At 52.6% G+C, this 21,780-nt stretch carries 18 protein-coding genes and 4 tRNA genes; 14 read left to right on the top strand and 8 right to left on the bottom strand.

The annotated features are described in order from the left end of the window. Positions 1-19: 19 nt before the first annotated feature. The 13 genes from LY264_RS23305 (at position 20) to rpoC (ending at position 14,213) form a co-directional block, all read left to right on the top strand. A tRNA-Thr gene (locus LY264_RS23305) sits at positions 20-95 on the top strand. Positions 96-103: 8 nt separating this feature from the next. Beyond that, positions 104-188, top strand: a tRNA-Tyr gene (locus LY264_RS23300). A 114-nt stretch (positions 189-302) separates the two neighbouring features. Beyond that, positions 303-377: transfer RNA gene (locus tag LY264_RS23295), tRNA-Gly, on the top strand. A gap of 5 nt (positions 378-382) precedes the next feature. After that, a tRNA-Thr gene (locus tag LY264_RS23290) sits at positions 383-458 on the top strand. A 118-nt stretch (positions 459-576) separates the two neighbouring features. Then, positions 577-1,761 (top strand): elongation factor Tu, encoded by a 1,185-nt coding sequence (gene tuf / locus LY264_RS23285; RefSeq protein ID WP_003031109.1) that lies wholly within the window; start codon positions 577-579, stop codon positions 1,759-1,761. A gap of 230 nt (positions 1,762-1,991) precedes the next feature. Further along, complete coding sequence (secE, locus tag LY264_RS23280; protein ID WP_003033128.1) at positions 1,992-2,375, top strand: preprotein translocase subunit SecE; 384 nt, start codon at positions 1,992-1,994, stop codon at positions 2,373-2,375. 1 nt (position 2,376) lies between these two features. Continuing rightward, positions 2,377-2,922, top strand: a complete 546-nt coding sequence (gene nusG / locus LY264_RS23275) for a transcription termination/antitermination protein NusG (RefSeq protein WP_003033125.1) — start codon at positions 2,377-2,379, stop codon at positions 2,920-2,922. Positions 2,923-3,076: 154 nt separating this feature from the next. After that, positions 3,077-3,505: a 50S ribosomal protein L11 gene (rplK, locus tag LY264_RS23270; protein WP_003033122.1), complete on the top strand. Its 429-nt coding sequence runs from the start codon at positions 3,077-3,079 to the stop codon at positions 3,503-3,505. A 3-nt stretch (positions 3,506-3,508) separates the two neighbouring features. Beyond that, complete coding sequence (gene rplA / locus LY264_RS23265) at positions 3,509-4,216, top strand: 50S ribosomal protein L1 (RefSeq protein ID WP_003033119.1); 708 nt, start codon at positions 3,509-3,511, stop codon at positions 4,214-4,216. A gap of 418 nt (positions 4,217-4,634) precedes the next feature. Further along, the gene (rplJ, locus tag LY264_RS23260; RefSeq protein WP_001207203.1) at positions 4,635-5,132 is read left to right on the top strand and encodes a 50S ribosomal protein L10; all 498 of its coding nucleotides are present in this window, start codon (positions 4,635-4,637) and stop codon (positions 5,130-5,132) included. Positions 5,133-5,198: 66 nt separating this feature from the next. After that, the gene (gene rplL, locus LY264_RS23255) at positions 5,199-5,564 is read left to right on the top strand and encodes a 50S ribosomal protein L7/L12 (protein ID WP_003033114.1); all 366 of its coding nucleotides are present in this window, start codon (positions 5,199-5,201) and stop codon (positions 5,562-5,564) included. Between the two features lie 320 nt (positions 5,565-5,884). Beyond that, the gene (gene rpoB / locus LY264_RS23250; RefSeq protein ID WP_003033111.1) at positions 5,885-9,913 is read left to right on the top strand and encodes a DNA-directed RNA polymerase subunit beta; all 4,029 of its coding nucleotides are present in this window, start codon (positions 5,885-5,887) and stop codon (positions 9,911-9,913) included. Between the two features lie 76 nt (positions 9,914-9,989). After that, positions 9,990-14,213: a DNA-directed RNA polymerase subunit beta' gene (gene rpoC, locus LY264_RS23245; RefSeq protein ID WP_003826919.1), complete on the top strand. Its 4,224-nt coding sequence runs from the start codon at positions 9,990-9,992 to the stop codon at positions 14,211-14,213. A gap of 102 nt (positions 14,214-14,315) precedes the next feature. Here rpoC and LY264_RS23240 read toward each other — a convergent pair whose 3' ends face one another. Then, positions 14,316-14,633 carry a PTS lactose/cellobiose transporter subunit IIA gene (locus LY264_RS23240; RefSeq protein WP_008787121.1) on the bottom strand — a complete coding sequence of 106 codons (318 nt, stop codon included), beginning with the start codon at positions 14,631-14,633 and terminating at the stop codon, positions 14,316-14,318. Positions 14,634-14,637: 4 nt separating this feature from the next. Continuing rightward, complete coding sequence (locus LY264_RS23235; protein ID WP_003033102.1) at positions 14,638-14,943, bottom strand: PTS sugar transporter subunit IIB; 306 nt, start codon at positions 14,941-14,943, stop codon at positions 14,638-14,640. A 1,092-nt stretch (positions 14,944-16,035) separates the two neighbouring features. Here LY264_RS23235 and cspG point away from each other — a divergent pair. Beyond that, a complete protein-coding gene (gene cspG, locus LY264_RS23230) occupies positions 16,036-16,248 on the top strand; it encodes a cold shock protein CspG (RefSeq protein WP_003033098.1) in 213 nt (70 codons plus the stop codon). A 119-nt stretch (positions 16,249-16,367) separates the two neighbouring features. On the opposite strand, the gene thiH is transcribed toward cspG, so the two are convergent. Genes thiH through thiC form a run of 6 tightly spaced genes read right to left on the bottom strand, consistent with a single transcriptional unit; the run spans position 16,368 to position 21,735 of the window. Beyond that, complete coding sequence (gene thiH, locus LY264_RS23225) at positions 16,368-17,501, bottom strand: 2-iminoacetate synthase ThiH (RefSeq protein WP_008787119.1); 1,134 nt, start codon at positions 17,499-17,501, stop codon at positions 16,368-16,370. Then, positions 17,498-18,268: a thiazole synthase gene (gene thiG, locus LY264_RS23220; protein ID WP_032945651.1), complete on the bottom strand. Its 771-nt coding sequence runs from the start codon at positions 18,266-18,268 to the stop codon at positions 17,498-17,500. The genes thiH and thiG overlap by 4 nt, the downstream gene beginning before the upstream one ends. A 1-nt stretch (position 18,269) precedes the next feature. Then, positions 18,270-18,470, bottom strand: a complete 201-nt coding sequence (gene thiS, locus LY264_RS23215; protein ID WP_016155307.1) for a sulfur carrier protein ThiS — start codon at positions 18,468-18,470, stop codon at positions 18,270-18,272. Then, on the bottom strand, positions 18,451-19,209 hold the full coding sequence (locus tag LY264_RS23210) for a HesA/MoeB/ThiF family protein (protein ID WP_003826902.1): 759 nt from the start codon (positions 19,207-19,209) through the stop codon (positions 18,451-18,453). Before LY264_RS23210 ends, thiS begins: the two co-directional genes overlap by 20 nt. Further along, entirely contained in the window at positions 19,202-19,837 is a 636-nt protein-coding gene (gene thiE / locus LY264_RS23205) for a thiamine phosphate synthase (protein WP_048227512.1), read from the bottom strand. Before thiE ends, LY264_RS23210 begins: the two co-directional genes overlap by 8 nt. Beyond that, on the bottom strand, positions 19,837-21,735 hold the full coding sequence (thiC, locus tag LY264_RS23200; RefSeq protein ID WP_048227511.1) for a phosphomethylpyrimidine synthase ThiC: 1,899 nt from the start codon (positions 21,733-21,735) through the stop codon (positions 19,837-19,839). Before thiC ends, thiE begins: the two co-directional genes overlap by 1 nt. Positions 21,736-21,780 lie beyond the last annotated feature (45 nt).

The raw sequence follows: 21,780 nt of genomic DNA, 5'->3' as shown, positions 1-21,780 counted from the left end.
AAAATGCGCGCTACTTGATGCCGACTTAGCTCAGTAGGTAGAGCAACTGACTTGTAATCAGTAGGTCACCAGTTCGATTCCGGTAGTCGGCACCATCAAGTCCGGTGGGGTTCCCGAGCGGCCAAAGGGAGCAGACTGTAAATCTGCCGTCACAGACTTCGAAGGTTCGAATCCTTCCCCCACCACCACTTTCTGGCAGCGTTATCGCCGCCTGAGTTGATTAAAAAATTAATCAGCTCGAACAGAAAAGAGAGAAATCTCTTTTTTGTTGCAGAAAGAACTGGGTAGCCGAGTTTCAGGATGCGGGCATCGTATAATGGCTATTACCTCAGCCTTCCAAGCTGATGATGCGGGTTCGATTCCCGCTGCCCGCTCCAGACGTGCTGATATGGCTCAGTTGGTAGAGCGCACCCTTGGTAAGGGTGAGGTCCCCAGTTCGACTCTGGGTATCAGCACCACTTCACTTCTCCTTCCCGTTTCTCTCTGTTTACTTTTAAAAGCATTCAACAGCTCAGGTATATTGCCTGGTTGATGTGGTGATATCACCGATTTATCCGTGTCTTAGAGGGACAATCGATGTCTAAAGAAAAATTTGAACGTACTAAACCGCACGTTAACGTCGGTACTATCGGCCACGTTGACCATGGTAAAACAACGCTGACCGCTGCAATCACTACCGTTCTGGCTAAAACCTACGGCGGTGCTGCTCGCGCATTCGACCAGATCGATAACGCGCCGGAAGAAAAAGCTCGTGGTATCACCATCAACACTTCTCACGTTGAATATGACACCCCGACTCGCCACTACGCACACGTAGACTGCCCGGGCCACGCCGACTATGTTAAAAACATGATCACCGGTGCTGCGCAGATGGACGGCGCGATCCTGGTTGTTGCTGCGACTGACGGCCCGATGCCGCAGACTCGTGAGCACATCCTGCTGGGTCGTCAGGTAGGCGTTCCGTACATCATCGTGTTCCTGAACAAATGCGACATGGTTGATGACGAAGAGCTGCTGGAACTGGTAGAAATGGAAGTTCGTGAACTTCTGTCTCAGTACGATTTCCCGGGCGACGACACTCCGATCGTTCGTGGTTCTGCTCTGAAAGCGCTGGAAGGCGAAGCAGAGTGGGAAGCGAAAATCATCGAACTGGCTGGCTTCCTGGATTCTTACATCCCAGAACCAGAGCGTGCGATTGACAAGCCGTTCCTGCTGCCTATCGAAGACGTATTCTCCATCTCCGGTCGTGGTACCGTTGTTACCGGTCGTGTAGAGCGCGGTATCATCAAAGTTGGTGAAGAAGTTGAAATCGTTGGTATCAAAGAGACTGCTAAGTCTACCTGTACTGGCGTTGAAATGTTCCGCAAACTGCTGGACGAAGGCCGTGCTGGTGAGAACGTTGGTGTTCTGCTGCGTGGTATCAAACGTGAAGAAATCGAACGTGGTCAGGTACTGGCTAAGCCGGGCTCTATCAAGCCGCACACCAAGTTCGAATCTGAAGTGTACATTCTGTCCAAAGACGAAGGCGGCCGTCATACTCCGTTCTTCAAAGGCTACCGTCCGCAGTTCTACTTCCGTACTACTGACGTGACTGGTACCATCGAACTGCCAGAAGGCGTAGAGATGGTAATGCCGGGCGACAACATCAAAATGGTTGTTACCCTGATCCACCCAATCGCGATGGACGACGGTCTGCGTTTCGCAATCCGTGAAGGCGGCCGTACTGTTGGTGCGGGCGTTGTTGCCAAAGTAATGAGCTAATTGCCGAATAACATTTGACGCAATGCGCAATAAAAGGGCATCATTTGATGCCCTTTTTGCACGCTTTCACACCAGAACCTGGCTCATCAGTGATTTTTTTTGTCATAATCATTGCTGAGACAGGCTCTGAAGAGGGCGTTTAGTCCGAAACGCACCAGAGCATTTCGGTTTGGATCGCCTCGCTTACGCGGGGTGAAAATGTTTGTAGAATACTTCTGACAGGTTGGTTTATGAGTGCGAATACCGAAGCTCAAGGAAGCGGGCGCGGCCTGGAAGCGATGAAGTGGGTTGTTGTCGCTGTATTGCTGCTTGTAGCTATCGTTGGCAACTACCTCTATCGTGACATGATGCTGCCGCTGCGTGCGCTGGCCGTAGTGATTCTGATTGCCGCAGCGGGTGGTGTCGCGCTGTTGACAACAAAAGGTAAAGCGACCGTTGCTTTTGCCCGTGAAGCGAGAACCGAAGTCCGTAAGGTCATTTGGCCAACTCGCCAGGAAACATTGCACACCACATTAATTGTGGCTGCGGTTACCGCAGTAATGTCACTGATCCTGTGGGGACTGGATGGTATTCTGGTTCGCCTGGTATCCTTTATCACTGGCCTGAGGTTCTAAGATGTCTGAAGCCCCTAAAAAGCGCTGGTACGTCGTTCAGGCGTTTTCCGGTTTTGAAGGCCGCGTAGCCACGTCGCTGCGCGAATATATCAAGTTACAAAATATGGAAGAGCTGTTTGGCGAAGTCATGGTGCCGACCGAAGAAGTGGTCGAAATCCGTGGTGGCCAGCGTCGCAAGAGCGAACGTAAATTCTTCCCGGGCTATGTACTGGTCCAGATGGTGATGAATGACGCAAGCTGGCACCTGGTGCGCAGCGTGCCGCGTGTGATGGGCTTTATCGGCGGTACATCTGACCGTCCGGCGCCGATCAGCGACAAAGAAGTTGATGCGATCATGAACCGTCTGCAGCAGGTTGGCGATAAACCGCGTCCGAAAACGATGTTTGAGCCAGGTGAAATGGTTCGCGTTAGTGACGGTCCGTTTGCTGACTTTAACGGTGTGGTTGAAGAAGTGGACTACGAGAAGTCCCGCCTGAAAGTCTCTGTTTCTATCTTCGGTCGTGCGACCCCAGTAGAACTGGACTTTGCCCAGGTAGAAAAAGCCTAAACAGCGATCAAAAAAGCGGCGATTTAATCGTTGCACAAGGCGCGAGATTGGAATACAATTTCGCGCCTTTTGTTTTTATGGGCCCTGTCCGTAAAACGAATTTAATCACGGGGAGCCTCCTTGAGGCGCTATAACCCAACTAGAGGAATTTAGAATGGCTAAGAAAGTCCAGGCCTACGTCAAGCTGCAGGTTGCAGCTGGTATGGCTAACCCGAGTCCGCCGGTAGGTCCAGCACTGGGTCAACAAGGCGTGAACATCATGGAATTCTGCAAAGCGTTCAACGCAAAAACTGATTCCATGGAAAAAGGTCTGCCGATCCCGGTTGTTATCACCGTTTACGCTGACCGTTCTTTCACTTTCGTTACCAAAACGCCTCCGGCAGCAGTTCTGCTGAAGAAAGCGGCTGGTATCAAGTCTGGTTCCGGCAAGCCGAACAAAGACAAAGTGGGTAAAATTTCCCGCGCTCAGCTGCAGGAAATCGCGCAGACCAAAGCTGCCGACATGACTGGTTCCGACATTGAAGCGATGACTCGCTCCATTGAAGGTACTGCACGTTCCATGGGCCTGGTAGTGGAGGACTAAGAAATGGCTAAACTGACCAAGCGTATGCGCGTGATCCGTGACAAAGTTGATGCAACTAAACAGTACGACATCAACGAAGCTATTGCTCTGCTGAAAGAGCTGGCCACTGCTAAATTCGTAGAAAGCGTAGACGTTGCCGTTAACCTCGGCATCGACGCTCGTAAATCTGACCAGAACGTACGTGGTGCAACTGTACTGCCGCACGGTACTGGCCGTTCCGTTCGCGTAGCCGTATTTGCCCAGGGCGCAAACGCTGAAGCTGCTAAAGCTGCAGGCGCTGAGCTGGTAGGTATGGAAGATCTGGCTGACCAGATCAAGAAAGGCGAAATGAACTTTGACGTTGTTATTGCTTCCCCGGATGCAATGCGCGTTGTTGGCCAGCTGGGTCAGGTTCTGGGCCCGCGCGGCCTGATGCCAAACCCGAAAGTTGGTACTGTAACCCCTAACGTTGCTGAAGCAGTTAAGAACGCTAAAGCAGGTCAGGTTCGTTACCGTAACGACAAAAACGGCATCATCCACACCACCATCGGTAAAGTGGATTTTGACGCTGACAAACTGAAAGAAAACCTGGAATCTCTGCTGGTTGCGCTGAAAAAAGCGAAACCGACTCAGGCTAAAGGCGTGTACATCAAGAAAGTTAGCATCTCCACCACCATGGGTGCTGGTGTTGCCGTTGATCAGTCCGGTCTGACTGCGACTGTGGCGAACTAATATTCGCCTTTACGTGGGCGGTGATTTTGTCTACAATCTTACCCCCACGTTTCTGTTTAAATAAACAGAACTCTATGCGAGTCATTTGAATTGTAGCAAGGCAGCAATTGAGTGAATCGTCGGGAGTGTAATTAACTACATGACCGGTGTGAACGAGAGCAGCTAACGCGGTTACAGTTCAAAGGGCGAAGTCATAGACAAGATTTGTTCGTTGGAGCCTGGCCTATCCAGGCCTCCGTCGAAGACCGCAGGTGTTTCGTAAGAAACTTAATGCCCTGCGTAGACGGTGACAGAACGCTAAGATTATTTCTGATACTCTGGCTTGTTTCTGCTCACCGTATTTAGACGCTCTTTCCGTTGGGGAGAGTGAAGTGAGTTCCGGAACATGAGTTCCGGCAAACATCCAGGAGCAAAGCTAATGGCTTTAAATCTTCAAGACAAACAAGCGATTGTTGCTGAAGTCAGCGAAGTAGCCAAAGGCGCGCTGTCTGCAGTAGTTGCGGATTCCCGTGGCGTAACTGTAGATAAAATGACTGAACTGCGTAAAGCAGGTCGTGAAGCTGGCGTATACATGCGTGTTGTTCGTAACACCCTGCTGCGCCGCGTCGTTGAAGGTACTCAGTTCGAGTGCCTGAAAGACACGTTTGTTGGTCCGACCCTGATTGCATACTCTATGGAACACCCGGGCGCTGCTGCTCGTCTGTTCAAAGAGTTCGCGAAAGCGAATGCAAAATTTGAGGTCAAAGCCGCAGCCTTTGAAGGTGAATTGATCCCGGCATCGCAAATCGATCGCCTGGCAACTCTGCCGACCTACGAAGAAGCAATTGCACGCCTGATGGCAACCATGAAAGAAGCTTCGGCTGGCAAACTGGTTCGTACTCTGGCTGCTGTACGCGATGCGAAAGAAGCTGCTTAATCGCAGTTATCTTTCTCAAGCATCTGCTTACGTATAAACTTATTCTGATTTTCAGGAACAATTTAAATGTCTATCACTAAAGATCAAATCATTGAAGCAGTATCCGCTATGTCCGTAATGGACGTTGTAGAACTGATCTCTGCAATGGAAGAAAAATTCGGTGTTTCCGCTGCTGCTGCTGTAGCTGTAGCTGCTGGCCCGGCTGAAGCTGCTGAAGAAAAAACTGAATTCGACGTAATTCTGAAAGCTGCTGGCGCTAACAAAGTTGCTGTAATCAAAGCAGTACGTGGCGCAACTGGCCTGGGTCTGAAAGAAGCTAAAGACCTGGTAGAATCTGCTCCGGCTGCCCTGAAAGAAGGCATCAGCAAAGACGACGCAGAAGCACTGAAAAAATCTCTGGAAGAAGCTGGCGCTGAAGTTGAAGTTAAATAAGCCAACTTTTCTGGTTGCAGCCTAAGAAATTAGGCTGATGGCTGGTGACTTTTTAGTCACCAGCCTTTTTGCGCTGTAAGGCGCCAGTAGCATTTCACACTGTTTGACTACTGCTGTGCCTTTCAATGCTTGTTTCTATCGACGTCTTAATATACTGCGACAGAGCATCAGTTCTGTGTAAATCGCAATGAAATGGTTTAAGCGTGATAGCAACAGGCATTGCGGAAAGTATTCGATTTTCCGGTCAACAAAATAGTGTTGCACAAACTGTCCCTTCGTCGGACAGATGGGTCGACTTGTCAGCGAGCTGAGGAACCCTAATGGTTTACTCCTATACCGAGAAAAAACGTATTCGTAAGGATTTTGGTAAACGTCCACAAGTGTTGGACATACCTTATCTCCTTTCTATCCAGCTTGACTCGTTTCAGAAGTTCATCGAGCAAGATCCTGAAGGGCAGTATGGTCTGGAAGCAGCTTTCCGTTCCGTTTTCCCGATTCAGAGCTACAGCGGTAATTCCGAGCTGCAATACGTCAGCTACCGCCTTGGCGAACCGGTGTTTGACGTTCAGGAATGTCAGATCCGTGGCGTGACCTATTCCGCACCGCTGCGCGTAAAACTGCGTCTGGTGATCTACGAGCGCGAAGCGCCGGAAGGCACCGTAAAAGACATTAAAGAACAAGAAGTCTACATGGGCGAAATTCCGCTCATGACTGACAACGGTACCTTTGTAATCAATGGTACTGAGCGTGTTATCGTTTCTCAGCTGCACCGTAGTCCTGGCGTCTTCTTTGACTCCGACAAAGGTAAAACCCACTCTTCGGGTAAAGTGCTGTATAACGCGCGCATCATCCCTTACCGTGGTTCCTGGCTGGACTTCGAATTCGATCCGAAGGACAACCTGTTCGTACGTATTGACCGTCGCCGTAAACTGCCTGCGACCATTATTCTGCGTGCACTGAACTACACCACTGAGCAGATCCTTGACCTGTTCTTTGAAAAAGTTGTTTTCGAAATTCGCGACAACAAGCTGCAGATGGAACTGGTGCCGGAACGCCTGCGTGGTGAAACCGCTTCCTTTGACATTGAAGCTAACGGCAAAGTCTACGTCGAAAAAGGCCGTCGCATCACTGCGCGCCACATTCGCCAACTGGAAAAAGACGATATCAAACATATCGAAGTTCCGGTTGAATACATTGCTGGTAAAGTTGCGGCTAAAGACTACGTTGACGAATCTACTGGCGAGCTGATCTGCGCAGCTAACATGGAGCTGAGCCTGGATCTGCTGGCTAAGCTGAGCCAGTCTGGTCACAAGCGTATCGAAACGCTGTTCACTAACGATCTGGATCACGGTCCGTACATTTCTGAAACTGTACGTGTTGACCCAACCAACGATCGTCTGAGCGCACTGGTAGAAATCTACCGCATGATGCGTCCTGGTGAGCCGCCGACTCGTGAAGCTGCTGAAAGCCTGTTCGAGAACCTGTTCTTCTCCGAAGACCGCTATGACCTGTCTGCGGTTGGTCGTATGAAGTTCAACCGTTCTCTGCTGCGCGACGAAATCGAAGGTTCCGGTATCCTGAGCAAAGACGACATCATCGAAGTGATGAAGAAGCTCATCGATATCCGTAACGGTAAAGGCGAAGTCGATGATATCGACCACCTCGGCAACCGTCGTATCCGTTCCGTAGGCGAAATGGCGGAAAACCAGTTCCGCGTTGGCCTGGTACGTGTTGAGCGTGCGGTGAAAGAGCGTCTGTCTCTGGGCGATCTGGATACCCTGATGCCTCAGGATATGATCAACGCCAAGCCGATTTCTGCAGCAGTGAAAGAGTTCTTTGGTTCCAGCCAGCTGTCTCAGTTTATGGACCAGAACAACCCGCTGTCTGAGATTACGCACAAACGTCGTATCTCCGCACTCGGCCCAGGCGGTCTGACCCGTGAACGCGCAGGCTTCGAAGTTCGAGACGTACACCCGACTCACTACGGTCGCGTATGTCCAATCGAAACGCCTGAAGGTCCGAACATCGGTCTGATCAACTCCCTGTCCGTGTATGCACAGACTAACGAATACGGCTTCCTCGAGACTCCGTATCGTAAAGTGACCGACGGTGTTGTAACTGACGAAATTCATTACCTGTCTGCTATCGAAGAAGGCAACTACGTTATCGCTCAGGCGAACTCCAACCTGGATGACGAAGGCCACTTTGTAGAAGATCTGGTTACCTGCCGTAGCAAAGGCGAATCCAGCTTGTTCAGCCGCGACCAGGTTGACTACATGGACGTATCCACCCAGCAGGTGGTATCCGTCGGTGCGTCCCTGATCCCGTTCCTGGAACACGATGACGCCAACCGTGCATTGATGGGTGCGAACATGCAACGTCAGGCGGTTCCGACTCTGCGCGCTGATAAGCCGCTGGTTGGTACCGGTATGGAACGTGCTGTTGCCGTTGACTCCGGTGTTACTGCAGTTGCTAAACGTGGCGGTACTGTTCAGTACGTGGATGCTTCCCGTATCGTTATCAAAGTTAACGAAGACGAGATGTACCCGGGCGAAGCAGGTATCGACATTTATAACCTGACCAAATACACCCGTTCTAACCAGAACACCTGTATCAACCAGATGCCTTGCGTATCTCTGGGCGAGCCGGTTGAACGTGGTGATGTGCTGGCAGACGGTCCGTCCACCGACCTCGGTGAACTGGCGCTGGGTCAGAACATGCGCGTGGCATTCATGCCATGGAATGGTTACAACTTCGAAGACTCCATCCTCGTATCCGAGCGTGTTGTCCAGGAAGACCGTTTCACCACCATCCACATTCAGGAACTGGCATGTGTGTCCCGTGACACCAAGCTGGGGCCAGAAGAGATCACCGCTGACATCCCGAACGTGGGTGAAGCTGCGCTCTCCAAACTGGATGAATCCGGTATCGTTTATATCGGTGCGGAAGTGACCGGTGGCGACATTCTGGTTGGTAAGGTAACGCCGAAAGGTGAAACCCAACTGACGCCAGAAGAGAAGCTGCTGCGTGCGATCTTCGGTGAGAAAGCGTCTGACGTTAAAGACTCTTCTCTGCGCGTGCCAAACGGTGTTTCCGGTACGATTATCGACGTTCAGGTCTTTACTCGCGATGGCGTAGAAAAAGACAAACGTGCGCTGGAAATCGAAGAGATGCAGCTGAAGCAGGCGAAAAAAGACCTGTCTGAAGAACTGCAGATCCTCGAAGCTGGCCTGTTCAGCCGTATCTACGCTGTGCTGGTTTCCGGTGGTGTTGAAGCTGAGAAGCTCGACAAACTGCCGCGTGACCGCTGGTTAGAACTCGGCCTGACCGACGAAGAGAAACAGAATCAGCTGGAACAACTGGCTGAGCAGTACGACGAACTGAAACACGAATTCGAGAAAAAACTCGAAGCGAAACGCCGTAAAATCACTCAGGGCGACGATCTGGCACCGGGCGTGCTGAAGATTGTTAAGGTGTATCTGGCGGTTAAACGTCGGATCCAGCCTGGTGATAAGATGGCAGGTCGTCACGGTAACAAGGGTGTAATCTCTAAGATCAACCCGATCGAAGATATGCCACACGATGCTAACGGTACGCCGGTAGATATCGTACTGAACCCGCTGGGCGTACCATCGCGTATGAACATCGGTCAGATCCTTGAAACCCACCTGGGTATGGCTGCAAAAGGTATCGGCGATAAGATCAACGCCATGCTGAAACAGCAGCAAGAAGTCGCGAAACTGCGCGAATTCATCCAGCGTGCTTACGATCTGGGTTCAGATGTTCGTCAGAAAGTTGACCTGAATACCTTCAGCGATGAAGAAGTTCTGCGTCTGGCTGAAAACCTGAAAAAAGGTATGCCGATCGCAACGCCGGTATTCGACGGTGCGAAAGAGTCTGAAATCAAGGAACTGTTACAGCTGGGTGGCCTGCCGACTTCCGGTCAGATCACACTGTTCGACGGTCGTACCGGTGAGCAGTTCGAGCGCCAGGTTACCGTTGGCTACATGTACATGCTGAAACTGAACCACCTGGTTGATGACAAGATGCATGCGCGTTCTACCGGTTCTTACAGCCTGGTTACTCAGCAGCCGCTGGGTGGTAAGGCGCAGTTCGGTGGTCAGCGCTTCGGGGAGATGGAAGTGTGGGCGCTGGAAGCATATGGCGCAGCATACACCCTGCAGGAAATGCTCACCGTTAAGTCTGATGACGTGAACGGTCGTACTAAGATGTATAAAAACATCGTGGACGGCAACCATCAGATGGAACCAGGCATGCCGGAATCCTTCAACGTACTGTTGAAAGAGATTCGTTCGCTGGGTATCAACATCGAGCTGGAAGACGAGTAACTCTCGATCAAACAGGTCACTGGTGCTGGCGTAACAGCCAGCGCCAGATTGTGCTAACTCCGACGGGAGCAAATCCGTGAAAGATTTATTAAAGTTTCTGAAAGCGCAGACTAAAACCGAAGAGTTTGATGCGATCAAAATTGCTCTGGCCTCGCCAGACATGATCCGTTCATGGTCTTTCGGTGAAGTTAAGAAGCCGGAAACCATTAACTACCGTACGTTCAAACCTGAACGTGACGGCCTTTTCTGCGCCCGTATCTTTGGGCCGGTAAAAGACTACGAGTGCCTGTGCGGTAAGTACAAGCGCCTGAAACACCGTGGTGTGATCTGTGAGAAGTGCGGCGTTGAAGTGACCCAGACTAAAGTACGCCGTGAGCGTATGGGCCACATCGAGCTGGCGTCTCCGACCGCTCACATCTGGTTCCTGAAATCTCTGCCGTCCCGTATCGGTTTGCTGCTCGATATGCCGCTGCGCGATATCGAACGTGTACTGTACTTCGAATCCTATGTTGTTATCGAAGGCGGTATGACTAACCTGGAACGTCAACAGATTCTGACTGAAGAGCAGTATCTGGACGCGCTGGAAGAGTTCGGTGACGAATTCGACGCGAAGATGGGTGCGGAAGCTATTCAGGCCCTGCTGAAGAGCATGGATCTGGAGCAAGAGTGTGAAACTCTGCGCGAAGAGCTGAACGAAACCAACTCTGAAACCAAGCGTAAGAAGCTGACCAAGCGTATCAAACTGCTGGAAGCCTTCGTACAGTCTGGCAACAAGCCAGAGTGGATGATCCTGACCGTTCTGCCGGTTCTGCCGCCAGATCTGCGTCCGCTGGTTCCGCTGGATGGTGGTCGTTTCGCAACATCGGATCTGAACGATCTGTATCGTCGCGTTATCAACCGTAACAACCGTCTGAAGCGTCTGCTGGATCTGGCTGCGCCGGACATCATCGTACGCAACGAAAAACGTATGCTGCAGGAAGCGGTTGACGCCCTGCTGGATAACGGTCGTCGCGGTCGTGCGATCACCGGTTCTAACAAACGTCCTCTGAAATCTTTGGCCGACATGATCAAAGGTAAGCAGGGTCGTTTCCGTCAGAACCTGCTCGGTAAGCGTGTTGACTACTCCGGTCGTTCTGTAATCACCGTAGGTCCATACCTGCGTCTGCATCAGTGCGGTCTGCCGAAGAAAATGGCACTGGAACTGTTCAAACCGTTCATCTACGGCAAGCTGGAACTGCGTGGCCTGGCCACCACCATCAAAGCCGCTAAGAAAATGGTTGAGCGTGAAGAAGCTGTCGTTTGGGATATCCTGGACGAAGTTATCCGCGAACACCCGGTACTGCTGAACCGTGCACCAACACTGCACCGTCTGGGTATCCAGGCATTTGAACCGGTACTGATCGAAGGTAAAGCTATCCAGCTGCACCCGCTGGTTTGTGCGGCATATAACGCCGACTTCGATGGTGACCAGATGGCTGTTCACGTACCGCTGACGCTGGAAGCCCAGCTCGAAGCGCGTGCGCTGATGATGTCTACCAACAACATCCTGTCTCCGGCGAACGGCGAACCTATCATCGTTCCGTCTCAGGACGTTGTATTGGGTCTGTACTACATGACCCGTGACTGTGTTAACGCCAAAGGCGAAGGCATGGTGCTGACTGGCCCGAAAGAAGCTGAGCGTATCTATCGCGCAGGTCTGGCCTCTCTGCATGCGCGCGTTAAAGTGCGTATCACCGAATATGAAAAAGATGAAAACGGCGAATTCGTTGCGAAAACCAGCCTGAAAGACACGACCGTTGGCCGTGCCATTCTGTGGATGATCGTACCGAAAGGTCTGCCTTTCTCCATCGTCAACCAGGCGCTGGGCAAGAAAGCTATCTCCAAAATGCTGAACACCTGTTACCGCATTCTGGGCCTGAAGCCGACCGTTATCTTCGCTGACCAGACAATGTACACCGGCTTTGCATATGCAGCGCGTTCAGGTGCATCTGTTGGTATTGATGACATGGTCATCCCAGAGAAGAAACACGAGATCATCTCTGAAGCGGAAGCTGAAGTTGCTGAGATCCAGGAGCAGTTCCAGTCTGGTCTGGTAACCGCAGGCGAACGCTATAACAAAGTTATCGATATCTGGGCTGCGGCGAACGATCGTGTATCCAAAGCGATGATGGATAACCTGCAAACCGAAACCGTTATTAACCGTGACGGCGTAGAAGAGCAGCAGGTTTCCTTCAACAGCATCTACATGATGGCCGACTCCGGTGCGCGTGGTTCTGCAGCACAGATTCGTCAGCTGGCCGGTATGCGTGGTCTGATGGCGAAGCCAGATGGCTCCATCATCGAAACGCCAATCACCGCGAACTTCCGTGAAGGTCTGAACGTACTCCAGTACTTCATCTCTACTCACGGTGCTCGTAAAGGTCTGGCGGATACCGCACTGAAAACAGCGAACTCCGGTTATCTGACTCGTCGTCTGGTTGACGTCGCGCAGGACCTGGTTGTTACTGAAGACGATTGCGGCACTCTGGAAGGCATCACCATGACCCCGGTTATCGAGGGTGGTGATGTTAAAGAGCCGCTGCGCGATCGCGTTCTGGGTCGTGTAACTGCTGAGGACGTTCTGAAGCCGGGTACGGCGGATATTCTGGTTCCACGCAACACGCTGCTGCACGAACAGTGGTGTGATCTGCTGGAAGAGAACTCCGTTGACTCCGTTAAAGTCCGTTCCGTTGTATCTTGTGACACCGACTTTGGTGTATGTGCGCACTGCTACGGTCGTGACCTGGCGCGTGGCCACATCATCAACAAAGGTGAAGCAATCGGCGTTATCGCGGCACAGTCCATCGGTGAGCCGGGTACACAGCTGACGATGCGTACGTTCCACATCGGTGGTGCGGCATCTCGTGCGGCTGCTGAATCCAGCATCCAGGTGAAAAACAAAGGTAGCATCCGTCTGAGCAACGCGAAGTCGGTTGTGAACTCCAGCGGTAAACTGGTTATCACCTCACGTAACACCGAACTGAAACTGATCGACGAATTCGGCCGTACCAAAGAAAGCTATAAAGTGCCTTACGGCTCCGTTATGGCGAAAGGTGATGGCGAACAGGTTGCTGGCGGCGAAACCGTAGCAAACTGGGATCCGCATACCATGCCGGTTATCACCGAAGTGAGTGGTTTTGTCCGCTTCACTGACATGATCGACGGCCAGACCATTACTCGTCAGACCGACGAGCTGACCGGTCTGTCTTCTCTGGTGGTTCTGGATTCTGCAGAGCGTACTGCGGGTGGTAAAGACCTGCGTCCGGCACTGAAAATTGTTGATGCTCAGGGCAACGACGTTCTGATCCCAGGCACCGATATGCCTGCTCAGTACTTCCTGCCGGGTAAAGCGATTGTTCAGTTGGAAGATGGCGTACAGATCAGTTCTGGTGACACCCTGGCGCGTGTTCCGCAGGAATCCGGCGGTACCAAGGATATCACCGGTGGTCTGCCGCGCGTTGCGGACCTGTTCGAAGCACGTCGTCCGAAAGAGCCGGCAATCCTGGCTGAAATCAGCGGCATCATTTCCTTCGGTAAAGAAACCAAAGGTAAACGTCGTCTGGTTATCACCCCGGTAGACGGTAGCGAACCGTACGAAGAGATGATTCCGAAATGGCGTCAGCTCAACGTGTTCGAAGGTGAACGTGTAGAACGTGGTGACGTGGTTTCCGACGGTCCGGAAGCGCCGCACGACATCCTGCGTCTGCGTGGTGTGCATGCTGTAACTCGTTACATCGTTAACGAAGTTCAGGACGTATACCGTCTGCAGGGTGTTAAGATTAACGATAAACACATCGAAGTTATCGTTCGTCAGATGCTGCGTAAAGCCACCATCGAAAGCGCTGGTAGCTCCGACTTCCTGGAAGGCGAGCAGGTTGAATACTCCCGCGTCAAGATCGCAAACCGCGAGCTGGAAGCGAACGGCAAAGTGGGTGCAACGTTCTCCCGCGATCTGCTGGGTATTACCAAAGCGTCTCTGGCAACCGAGTCCTTCATCTCTGCAGCATCGTTCCAGGAAACCACGCGTGTCCTGACCGAAGCAGCTGTTGCAGGTAAACGTGATGAACTGCGCGGTCTGAAAGAGAACGTCATCGTAGGTCGTCTGATCCCGGCAGGTACTGGTTATGCGTACCACCAGGATCGTATGCGCCGTCGCGCAGCGGGCGAACTGCCAGCTGCACCGCAGGTAACTGCTGAAGATGCGTCTGCCAGCCTGGCAGAACTGCTGAACGCAGGCCTGGGCGGTTCTGACAACGATTAATCGTTGCCGGCCATAATAAAAAACCCGCTTCGGCGGGTTTTTTTATGTCTATGTTATTTCTGATGGCGTTTATCAGGTCTACGAAGCCATCCGGCAGTGTCATTAATTTATCGGTGGTAACCGCCGATAAAGCTCAATCATATCGCCGGCCAGATCCTGAATCACCATGGCATTCATCAGGTGGTCCTGCGAATGGACGGTGATGAGATTAACCGGTAGTTTGCCGGTGCCCTCGTCAATACCGATCAGCTGGGTCTGGATTTTATGCGCTTGTTTGACGTACTCGCGTGATTCCGTCATCGCTTGTTCTGCACCGGCGAAATCACCCTTACGCGCCAGTTGCAGTGCCGTCAGGGCCTGGCTGCGTGCAGCGCCAGCGTTTACCAATAACTCCATGATGATCGTTTCTAACTCTTCCATACCATCACTCCAGTAGTTTCAGCGCCTTATCCAGTACCGCATCGCCTTTCATCATGCCGTAATCCATCATGTCGATAACGGCGACCTTTTTGCCTAGTGGGTCGGCGATCGCCTGTAGCTTGGCCTGTTCATACTTAACCTGTGGACCGAGCAAAACGATATCCGCTGTAGCGATATTCTCTTCAAACTCGGCCACCGGGACGGCTTTGATAGTGACGTCGACGCCTTTTTTCTGGGCGGCATCTTTCATCCTTTGCACCAGCATGCTGGTGGACATTCCGGCGGCACAGCATAAAACGATGTTTTTCATAAGCAGTCTCGATCAACATGTGTGAGTTGATAATTATCGCGAGCCAGCCATAGCAACAACTGCTTTGCAACGATTGTGTGCAAGGCATCACAAAGAAAGCCGCTTTTTCTGAAACCGGTTACAAAAAGAGGCGGAACCCTGCGATCTGGACCAGGGCCAGCGGCTTTTTGACTCGCTTATCACATGCTGGAATATATAATTACTGTCAATAAATACATGTTATAAAAAACAGTATTGACAGCGTTTTTTAAACCCGTATGTTAATACTTAACAGCGGAGAAATTGTAGTTTGCTGTTAACGTAGTAAGTGTTAGTAGAGCTTGATTGGGGTTTGCGATAAAGGCCACGAAGTATTTTTTGTATGGGATAGTCGATGCTGAAAACGCTATTTTTTCACTTCGACAATGCTTTCAGGCCACGTAGTTGATATATCTAATCGCAAAAAGTCAGTAAAACGCGACGATGTAACGCCATGATTTATAGTAAATATTTGTGATATCTGCTTTTCTGGTTATCACAAGGGAAATAAGGCAACGCATCAAAGAGTATATGTCGCGAGGGGAAGTGTACTTGTTTAGGTCACCAGTCTTGAGTTCTATTATCAAGCGGGTGGAATGTGTTTAACGGTAAATAGAGGAAAGCTTTAGTTAGTATCAATATCCAATATTATCTGTAGTAAACGTGTACATTTTAAAGTAGTACCATCAGCAGTATTAAATCGTTAAGTTTATTAATGTTAAATTTGAAGTGTGTAGTAACGTAAAGCCCTGACTGCAATAGTCGGGGCTTTTGTTCATTGTAGATCAAGCTGTTATCCAGGATGCTTAGCCGCGATGGTTCAACATTGCATCACTCAGTGGGTATTAAAAAAATTAATGCTTGCTTAATGATTAGAAGTAGGTCTACTATAGCGGCATCGGTTTGGAACACAGACCTTATGCAAGCAGTTTTAGTAAAGCAGTTCTCAGTTCAAGCGTTATCCTCAGATACTCTTCTTCATGAGCCTCCTCCCTAAGTGCCCCATAAGTTAATTTCTGCAAAACAGGCCATCTTCGCTGCATAAGCGGCTCAAAAACATGAAAGGAAGTATCTATGTCTAACAAAATGACTGGTTTAGTAAAATGGTTTAACTCTGATAAAGGCTTCGGCTTTATCACTCCTCAGGACGGTAGCAAGGATGTGTTTGTGCATTTCTCCGCTATCCAGAGTAACGATTTTAAAACGTTAGATGAAGGTCAAAAGGTGGAGTTCTCCGTGGAGAATGGCGCTAAAGGCCCGTCTGCTGTTAACGTTGTCGCGCTGTAATCGCCGATAATTTCACGAGCGCTTACGATAGCGATGAAGGCCAGAGCCCGAGCAGTTAAGTGTCAGTGAAGAAAAAACCCGCGAAAGCGGGTTTTTTTGTTTATGCGATTGCTCCTGACCTACGGTACCTGTGAAGCGCGCCCCAGATAGCTGTCCCAGTCTTTCCACACGGGCTGTAAACCCTGGGCCATGAGTGCTTCAGCAACGGCTTCTGGGCGACGATCGTCGTGCGGGGAGAACTGTTCCAGTTCGGGGTGGTTATCGGCATAACCACCGGGCTGGGTTTTTGAGAAGGCGCTGACGTTGTTGATCGCCAACGGGATCACATGGTCACGAAACCATGGCGATTCGCGGGTGGAGAGCGACAGCTCAATTTCTGGCGCCAGTAAACGAAACGCGCAAATGGTCTGGACCAACTGTCGCTCATCCATGATCGATGCAGGCTCAACGCCTCCGGTGCATGGGCGCAGGCGAGGGAAGGAGATAGAGTAACGGCTCTGCCAGTAATGCTGCTGCATCCATAGCAGATGTTCAGCCACCATATAGCAATCAACCCGCCAGCTGTCGGACAAACCAATCAACGCGCCAAGACCGATTTTGTCGATCCCTGCGCGGCCCAGCCTGTCCGGCGTTTCCAGGCGCCAGAAGAAATCCTGCTTTTTCCCTTTTAAATGGTGACGAGCGTAAGTTGCCTCATGATAACTCTCCTGATACACCATCACGCCATCCAGCCCCAGCGTCTTCAGCTCTGCATATTCAGCCTCTGACAACGGCTGTACCTCCATCTGTAAAGAGGCGAACTGGCGGCGAATGGCAGGCAAATGGCGACGAAAGTAATCCATCCCCACTTTTGCCTGATGTTCACCGGTGACCAGCAGCAGATGCTCAAAACCCAGCTCACGGATAGCCGCACACTCCCGTATTATCTCATCTTCGTCCAGCGTTTTACGTTTGATACGGTTGCTCATCGAAAAACCGCAGTAGGTGCAGTCGTTGGCGCAAAGGTTGGAGAGATACAACGGCACGTAAAAGCTCACCGTGTTACCAAAACGCTGACGGGTGAGCTTCTGCGCCCGCTGCGCCAGCGGCTCCAGATAATCGGCGGCGGCAGGAGAGAGCAATGCCATCAGATCGTCGCGACTAAGATGCGAAGCGTTGAGGGCGCGCTCCACGTCAGCGGCGGTTTTACCGTTGATACGCAGGCGGATGTCGTCCCAGTCCAGCTGTCGCCAGCGGTCGCTGAACGTTTTCATGCGAAGGCCTCCAGGAATCCGGTTAACGGGCTGGTGGGACTTGCCTGCGAACTTTTGCTTCCTGGTACCGCCTGGCGTGCCAGCAAGCCAGCTTCAACGGCCAGACGGAAGGCGGTTGCCATCATCACCGGGCTGTCGGCTACCGCGATTGCCGTATTGACCAACACCGCGTCGGCACCCATTTCCAGCGCCTGCGTGGCGTGGCTGGGGACGCCGATGCCTGCATCAACCACCACCGGCACGGTCGCCTGTTGGATAATAATCTCCAGCATCGCTTTGGTTTCCAGCCCCTGATTAGAACCGATGGGCGCGCCGAGCGGCATGACTGCAGAACAGCCTACTTCTTCCAGCCGTTTGCACAGCACCGGATCTGCGCCACAGTAAGGCAGTACCACGAAGCCCTTTTTCACCAGTGCTTCTGCGGCTTTCAATGTTTCGATTGGATCGGGTAACAGCCAGCGGGCGTCCGGGTGGATTTCTAATTTCAGCCAGTTTGTGCCCAGCGCTTCACGCGCTAACTGGGCAGCAAAAATCGCCTCTTCAGCAGTTTTTGCCCCCGAAGTGTTGGGCAACAGCGTCACACCAGCTTCTACCAGCGGCGCCAGAATGGCATCGTTGTGCTGACGTAAATCCACGCGCTTCATGGCCAGCGTTACCAGTTGGCTGCCGGAGGCGCGAATCGCCTCGACCATCAGCTGCGATGAAGCAAATTTTCCGGTGCCGGTGAACAGATGCGAATCAAACGTTTTGTCGGCAATACGTAACATATCAACCCCCTGCAATAACCTGAAAAAGCAGGATCTGGTCGCCTTCCTGCACGATTTGCTGCTCCCACTGCTCGCGCGGGAGGATCTGCTGATTGAGCGCCAGCGCCGCGCCCGGTTTAAGCTGATTAAGCGCAGTGAGCAGCCCACTGACGGTTTGTCCTTCGGCGCACTGCATCGGCTCATCATTGAACTGAATCTGCATGTTGCCCTCCGCATACCGGGCAGCCGCTGGCGCGTCGTAGTGCGAAGCTGCGCCACTGGCTGGTTTTACCGTCAAACAGGCGTAGCTCTCCGCTGGGCGTCTCAATACCGCTGAGCAATTTAATCGCTTCCAACGCCTGCAAGGTGCCCATCACGCCCACAACCGGTCCGACGATACCGGCGGTACGGCAGTTGCGTTCGGGCTCTACATCGTCCGGCCACAGGCAGCGGTAACATCCTTGTTCCCACGGGGGCGTCAGCACCATCAGTTGGCCGCCAAAGCCGACGGCGCTGGCGGTGACGAGCGGGGTGTTGAGCGTTACGCAGGCGGCGTTAATTTCCTGGCGCGTGGCCATGTTATCGGTACAGTCGAGCACCACATCGGCACGCGCTACCGCATGCCGAAGCGCATCGCCTTTCAGTCGCTGCTGGAGCGATACCAGTTCGATATCCGGGTTGAGCCGCGTCAGGCGCTGCTGGGCAACCTGCGATTTTGAACGTGCGATATCATCAGTGGTAAACAGGATCTGGCGCTGCAGGTTGCTCAGATGAATGTCGTCATCGTCTACCAGCGTCAGTTTTCCGATGCCTGCTCCCGCCAGATACAGCGCGGCAGGCGAACCTAACCCGCCTAAACCGACAATCAGCACATGGCTATCGAGTAGCTTTTGCTGGCCTTCAATGGCGATATCGCCGAGCAGGATCTGTCGGCTGTAACGCATAAAGTCGCGGTCATTCATCGCCCACTCCCGCGATATCCAGTAGTTGGGCCGTGGCGACCTGCCAGTCAGCCGCCTGGGTAATGGCGCTGACCACGGCAATGCTGCCGACGCCGGTCGCCAGTACCGCCGGGGCGCGCTCAAGGCTGATACCGCCAATGGCGACGGTCGGGTAATCCGCTAATCGTTCAATATGGTTTGCCAGTTGCGTGAGTCCCTGCGGGGCGGAAGGCATCTGTTTGGTTTGCGTGGGAAAAACATGACCCAGCGCGATATAAGAAGGCTTAGCGGCGAGCGCGACGTCGATCTCCATATCATCGTGAGTGGAGACCCCCAGGCGCAGCCCCGCCGTCTGAATCGCCTTCAGGTCGGTGGTTTCAAGGTCTTCCTGGCCCAGATGTACACCGTAAGCGCGGTGCTTAATTGCCAGACGCCAGTAGTCGTTGATAAACAGACGGGCGTCATAGCAACGCCCCAGTTCAATGGCGGCCATAACGTCGGCTTCGACCTCTTCATCACGCTTATCTTTAATGCGCAGTTGGATCGTGCGTACGCCCGCCTGCAGCAAGCGTTCAATCCATTGCACGCTGTCCACCACCGGGTAAAGCCCGAGGCGAAACGGCACGGTCGGGAAATCAGGCTGGTACATTACGCCTCCTCTTTTTTGAGGTAGATTTCGCCGCCTTTGGCGCGGAAGTTCTCCGACATATCTGCCATGCCGACTTCAATCGTTTGTGCGGCAGCGTAGTCGCGAACCTCCTGGCTGATTTTCATCGAGCAGAACTTCGGCCCGCACATGGAGCAGAAGTGGGCGACCTTACCGGATTCCTGTGGCAGGGTTTCATCGTGGTAGGCACGGGCGGTGAACGGGTCGAGCGCGAGGTTAAACTGGTCTTCCCAGCGGAATTCGAAGCGCGCTTTCGACATGGCGTTATCGCGGATCTGCGCGCCCGGATGACCTTTTGCTAAGTCAGCTGCATGGGCGGCAATCTTGTAGGTAATCAACCCTTGTTTAACATCTTCTTTGTTCGGCAGGCCGAGGTGCTCTTTTGGCGTGACGTAGCACAGCATCGCGCAGCCAAACCAGCCGATCATCGCCGCACCGATCCCGGAAGTGAAGTGGTCGTAGCCCGGTGCGATATCGGTGGTCAATGGCCCTAAGGTGTAAAACGGTGCTTCATGGCAGTGCTCCAGCTCTTCGGTCATGTTGCGCTGGATCATATGCATGGGCACATGACCCGGGCCTTCTATCATCACCTGCACGTCGTATTCCCAGGCGATTTTGGTCAGCTCGCCCAGCGTATGCAGCTCGGAGAACTGCGCTTCGTCGTTCGCATCCTGAATTGAACCCGGGCGCAGGCCGTCACCCAGCGACAAAGAGACGTCGTAGGCGGCGCAGATTTCGCAAATCTCGCGGAAATGTTCGTACAGGAAGTTCTCTTTGTGATGAGAAAGGCACCATTTCGCCATAATTGAACCGCCGCGTGAGACAATGCCGGTCAGGCGTTTGGCAGTCATCGGCACGTAGCGCAGCAGCACGCCCGCGTGAATGGTGAAGTAGTCGACGCCCTGTTCGGCCTGCTCCAGCAACGTGTCGCGGAAGGCTTCCCAGGTGAGATCTTCGGCGATCCCGTTGACCTTCTCCAGCGCCTGGTAGATCGGCACAGTACCGATCGGTACCGGACTGTTACGCAGGATCCACTCACGGGTTTCGTGGATATAGCGACCGGTGGAGAGATCCATCACCGTGTCCGCGCCCCAGCGCGTCGACCACACCAGCTTCTCTACCTCTTCTTCAATGGAGGAGGTGACGGCAGAGTTACCGATGTTGGCGTTAACCTTCACCAGGAAGTTGCGACCGATAATCATCGGCTCGGATTCCGGGTGGTTGATGTTGGCAGGAATAATCGCGCGGCCCGCGGCCACTTCATCACGCACGAATTCCGGCGTGATGTTTTCCGGCAGGCGTGCACCAAAGTTCATCCCCGGATGCTGGTGGCGAAGCACTTCACTGCGAATGCGCTCGCGGCCCATGTTTTCACGGATGGCGATGAACTCCATCTCCGGGGTCACTATTCCCTGGCGGGCGTAGTGCAGTTGGGTGACTCGCTTACCCGCTTTGGCGCGCTTTGGCGTCAGCAGGCCGGTGAAACGCAGCTCGTCCAGGCCATCGTCGGCCAGACGTTCTTTGGTATAAGCGGAACTCCGGTCGTCTAATTCTTCGCTATCGTTACGCGCCGCAATCCACGGCTGGCGCAGCTTTGCCAGACCCTGCTGGACGTTAATCGCCACGTCAGGATCGCCATACGGTCCGGAGGTGTCGTATACCGGAACGGCTTCGTTCTCTTCGAACTGCGGGTTGTCTTTGCTACCGCCAGTCAGTGTTGGGCTGAGCTGAATTTCGCGCATCGGAATGCGGATATCCGGCTGCGAACCGGTAATATAAATGCGTTTTGAGTTAGGGAAGGCGGTCCCTTCCAGGGTATCGATAAAGTGTTGGGCTTGAGCGCGCTGTTCGCGGCGTGATGGTTTAGTAGTGGCAGACATAGCTCATTCCAAATAAAAGTAAGGATATGGCTTGTCAGACGACGG

Source organism: Citrobacter portucalensis (genome assembly GCF_023374935.1).
In the GTDB taxonomy this organism is placed as follows: domain Bacteria; phylum Pseudomonadota; class Gammaproteobacteria; order Enterobacterales; family Enterobacteriaceae; genus Citrobacter; species Citrobacter portucalensis.
This window is presented reverse-complemented; position numbering and strand designations above follow the sequence as displayed.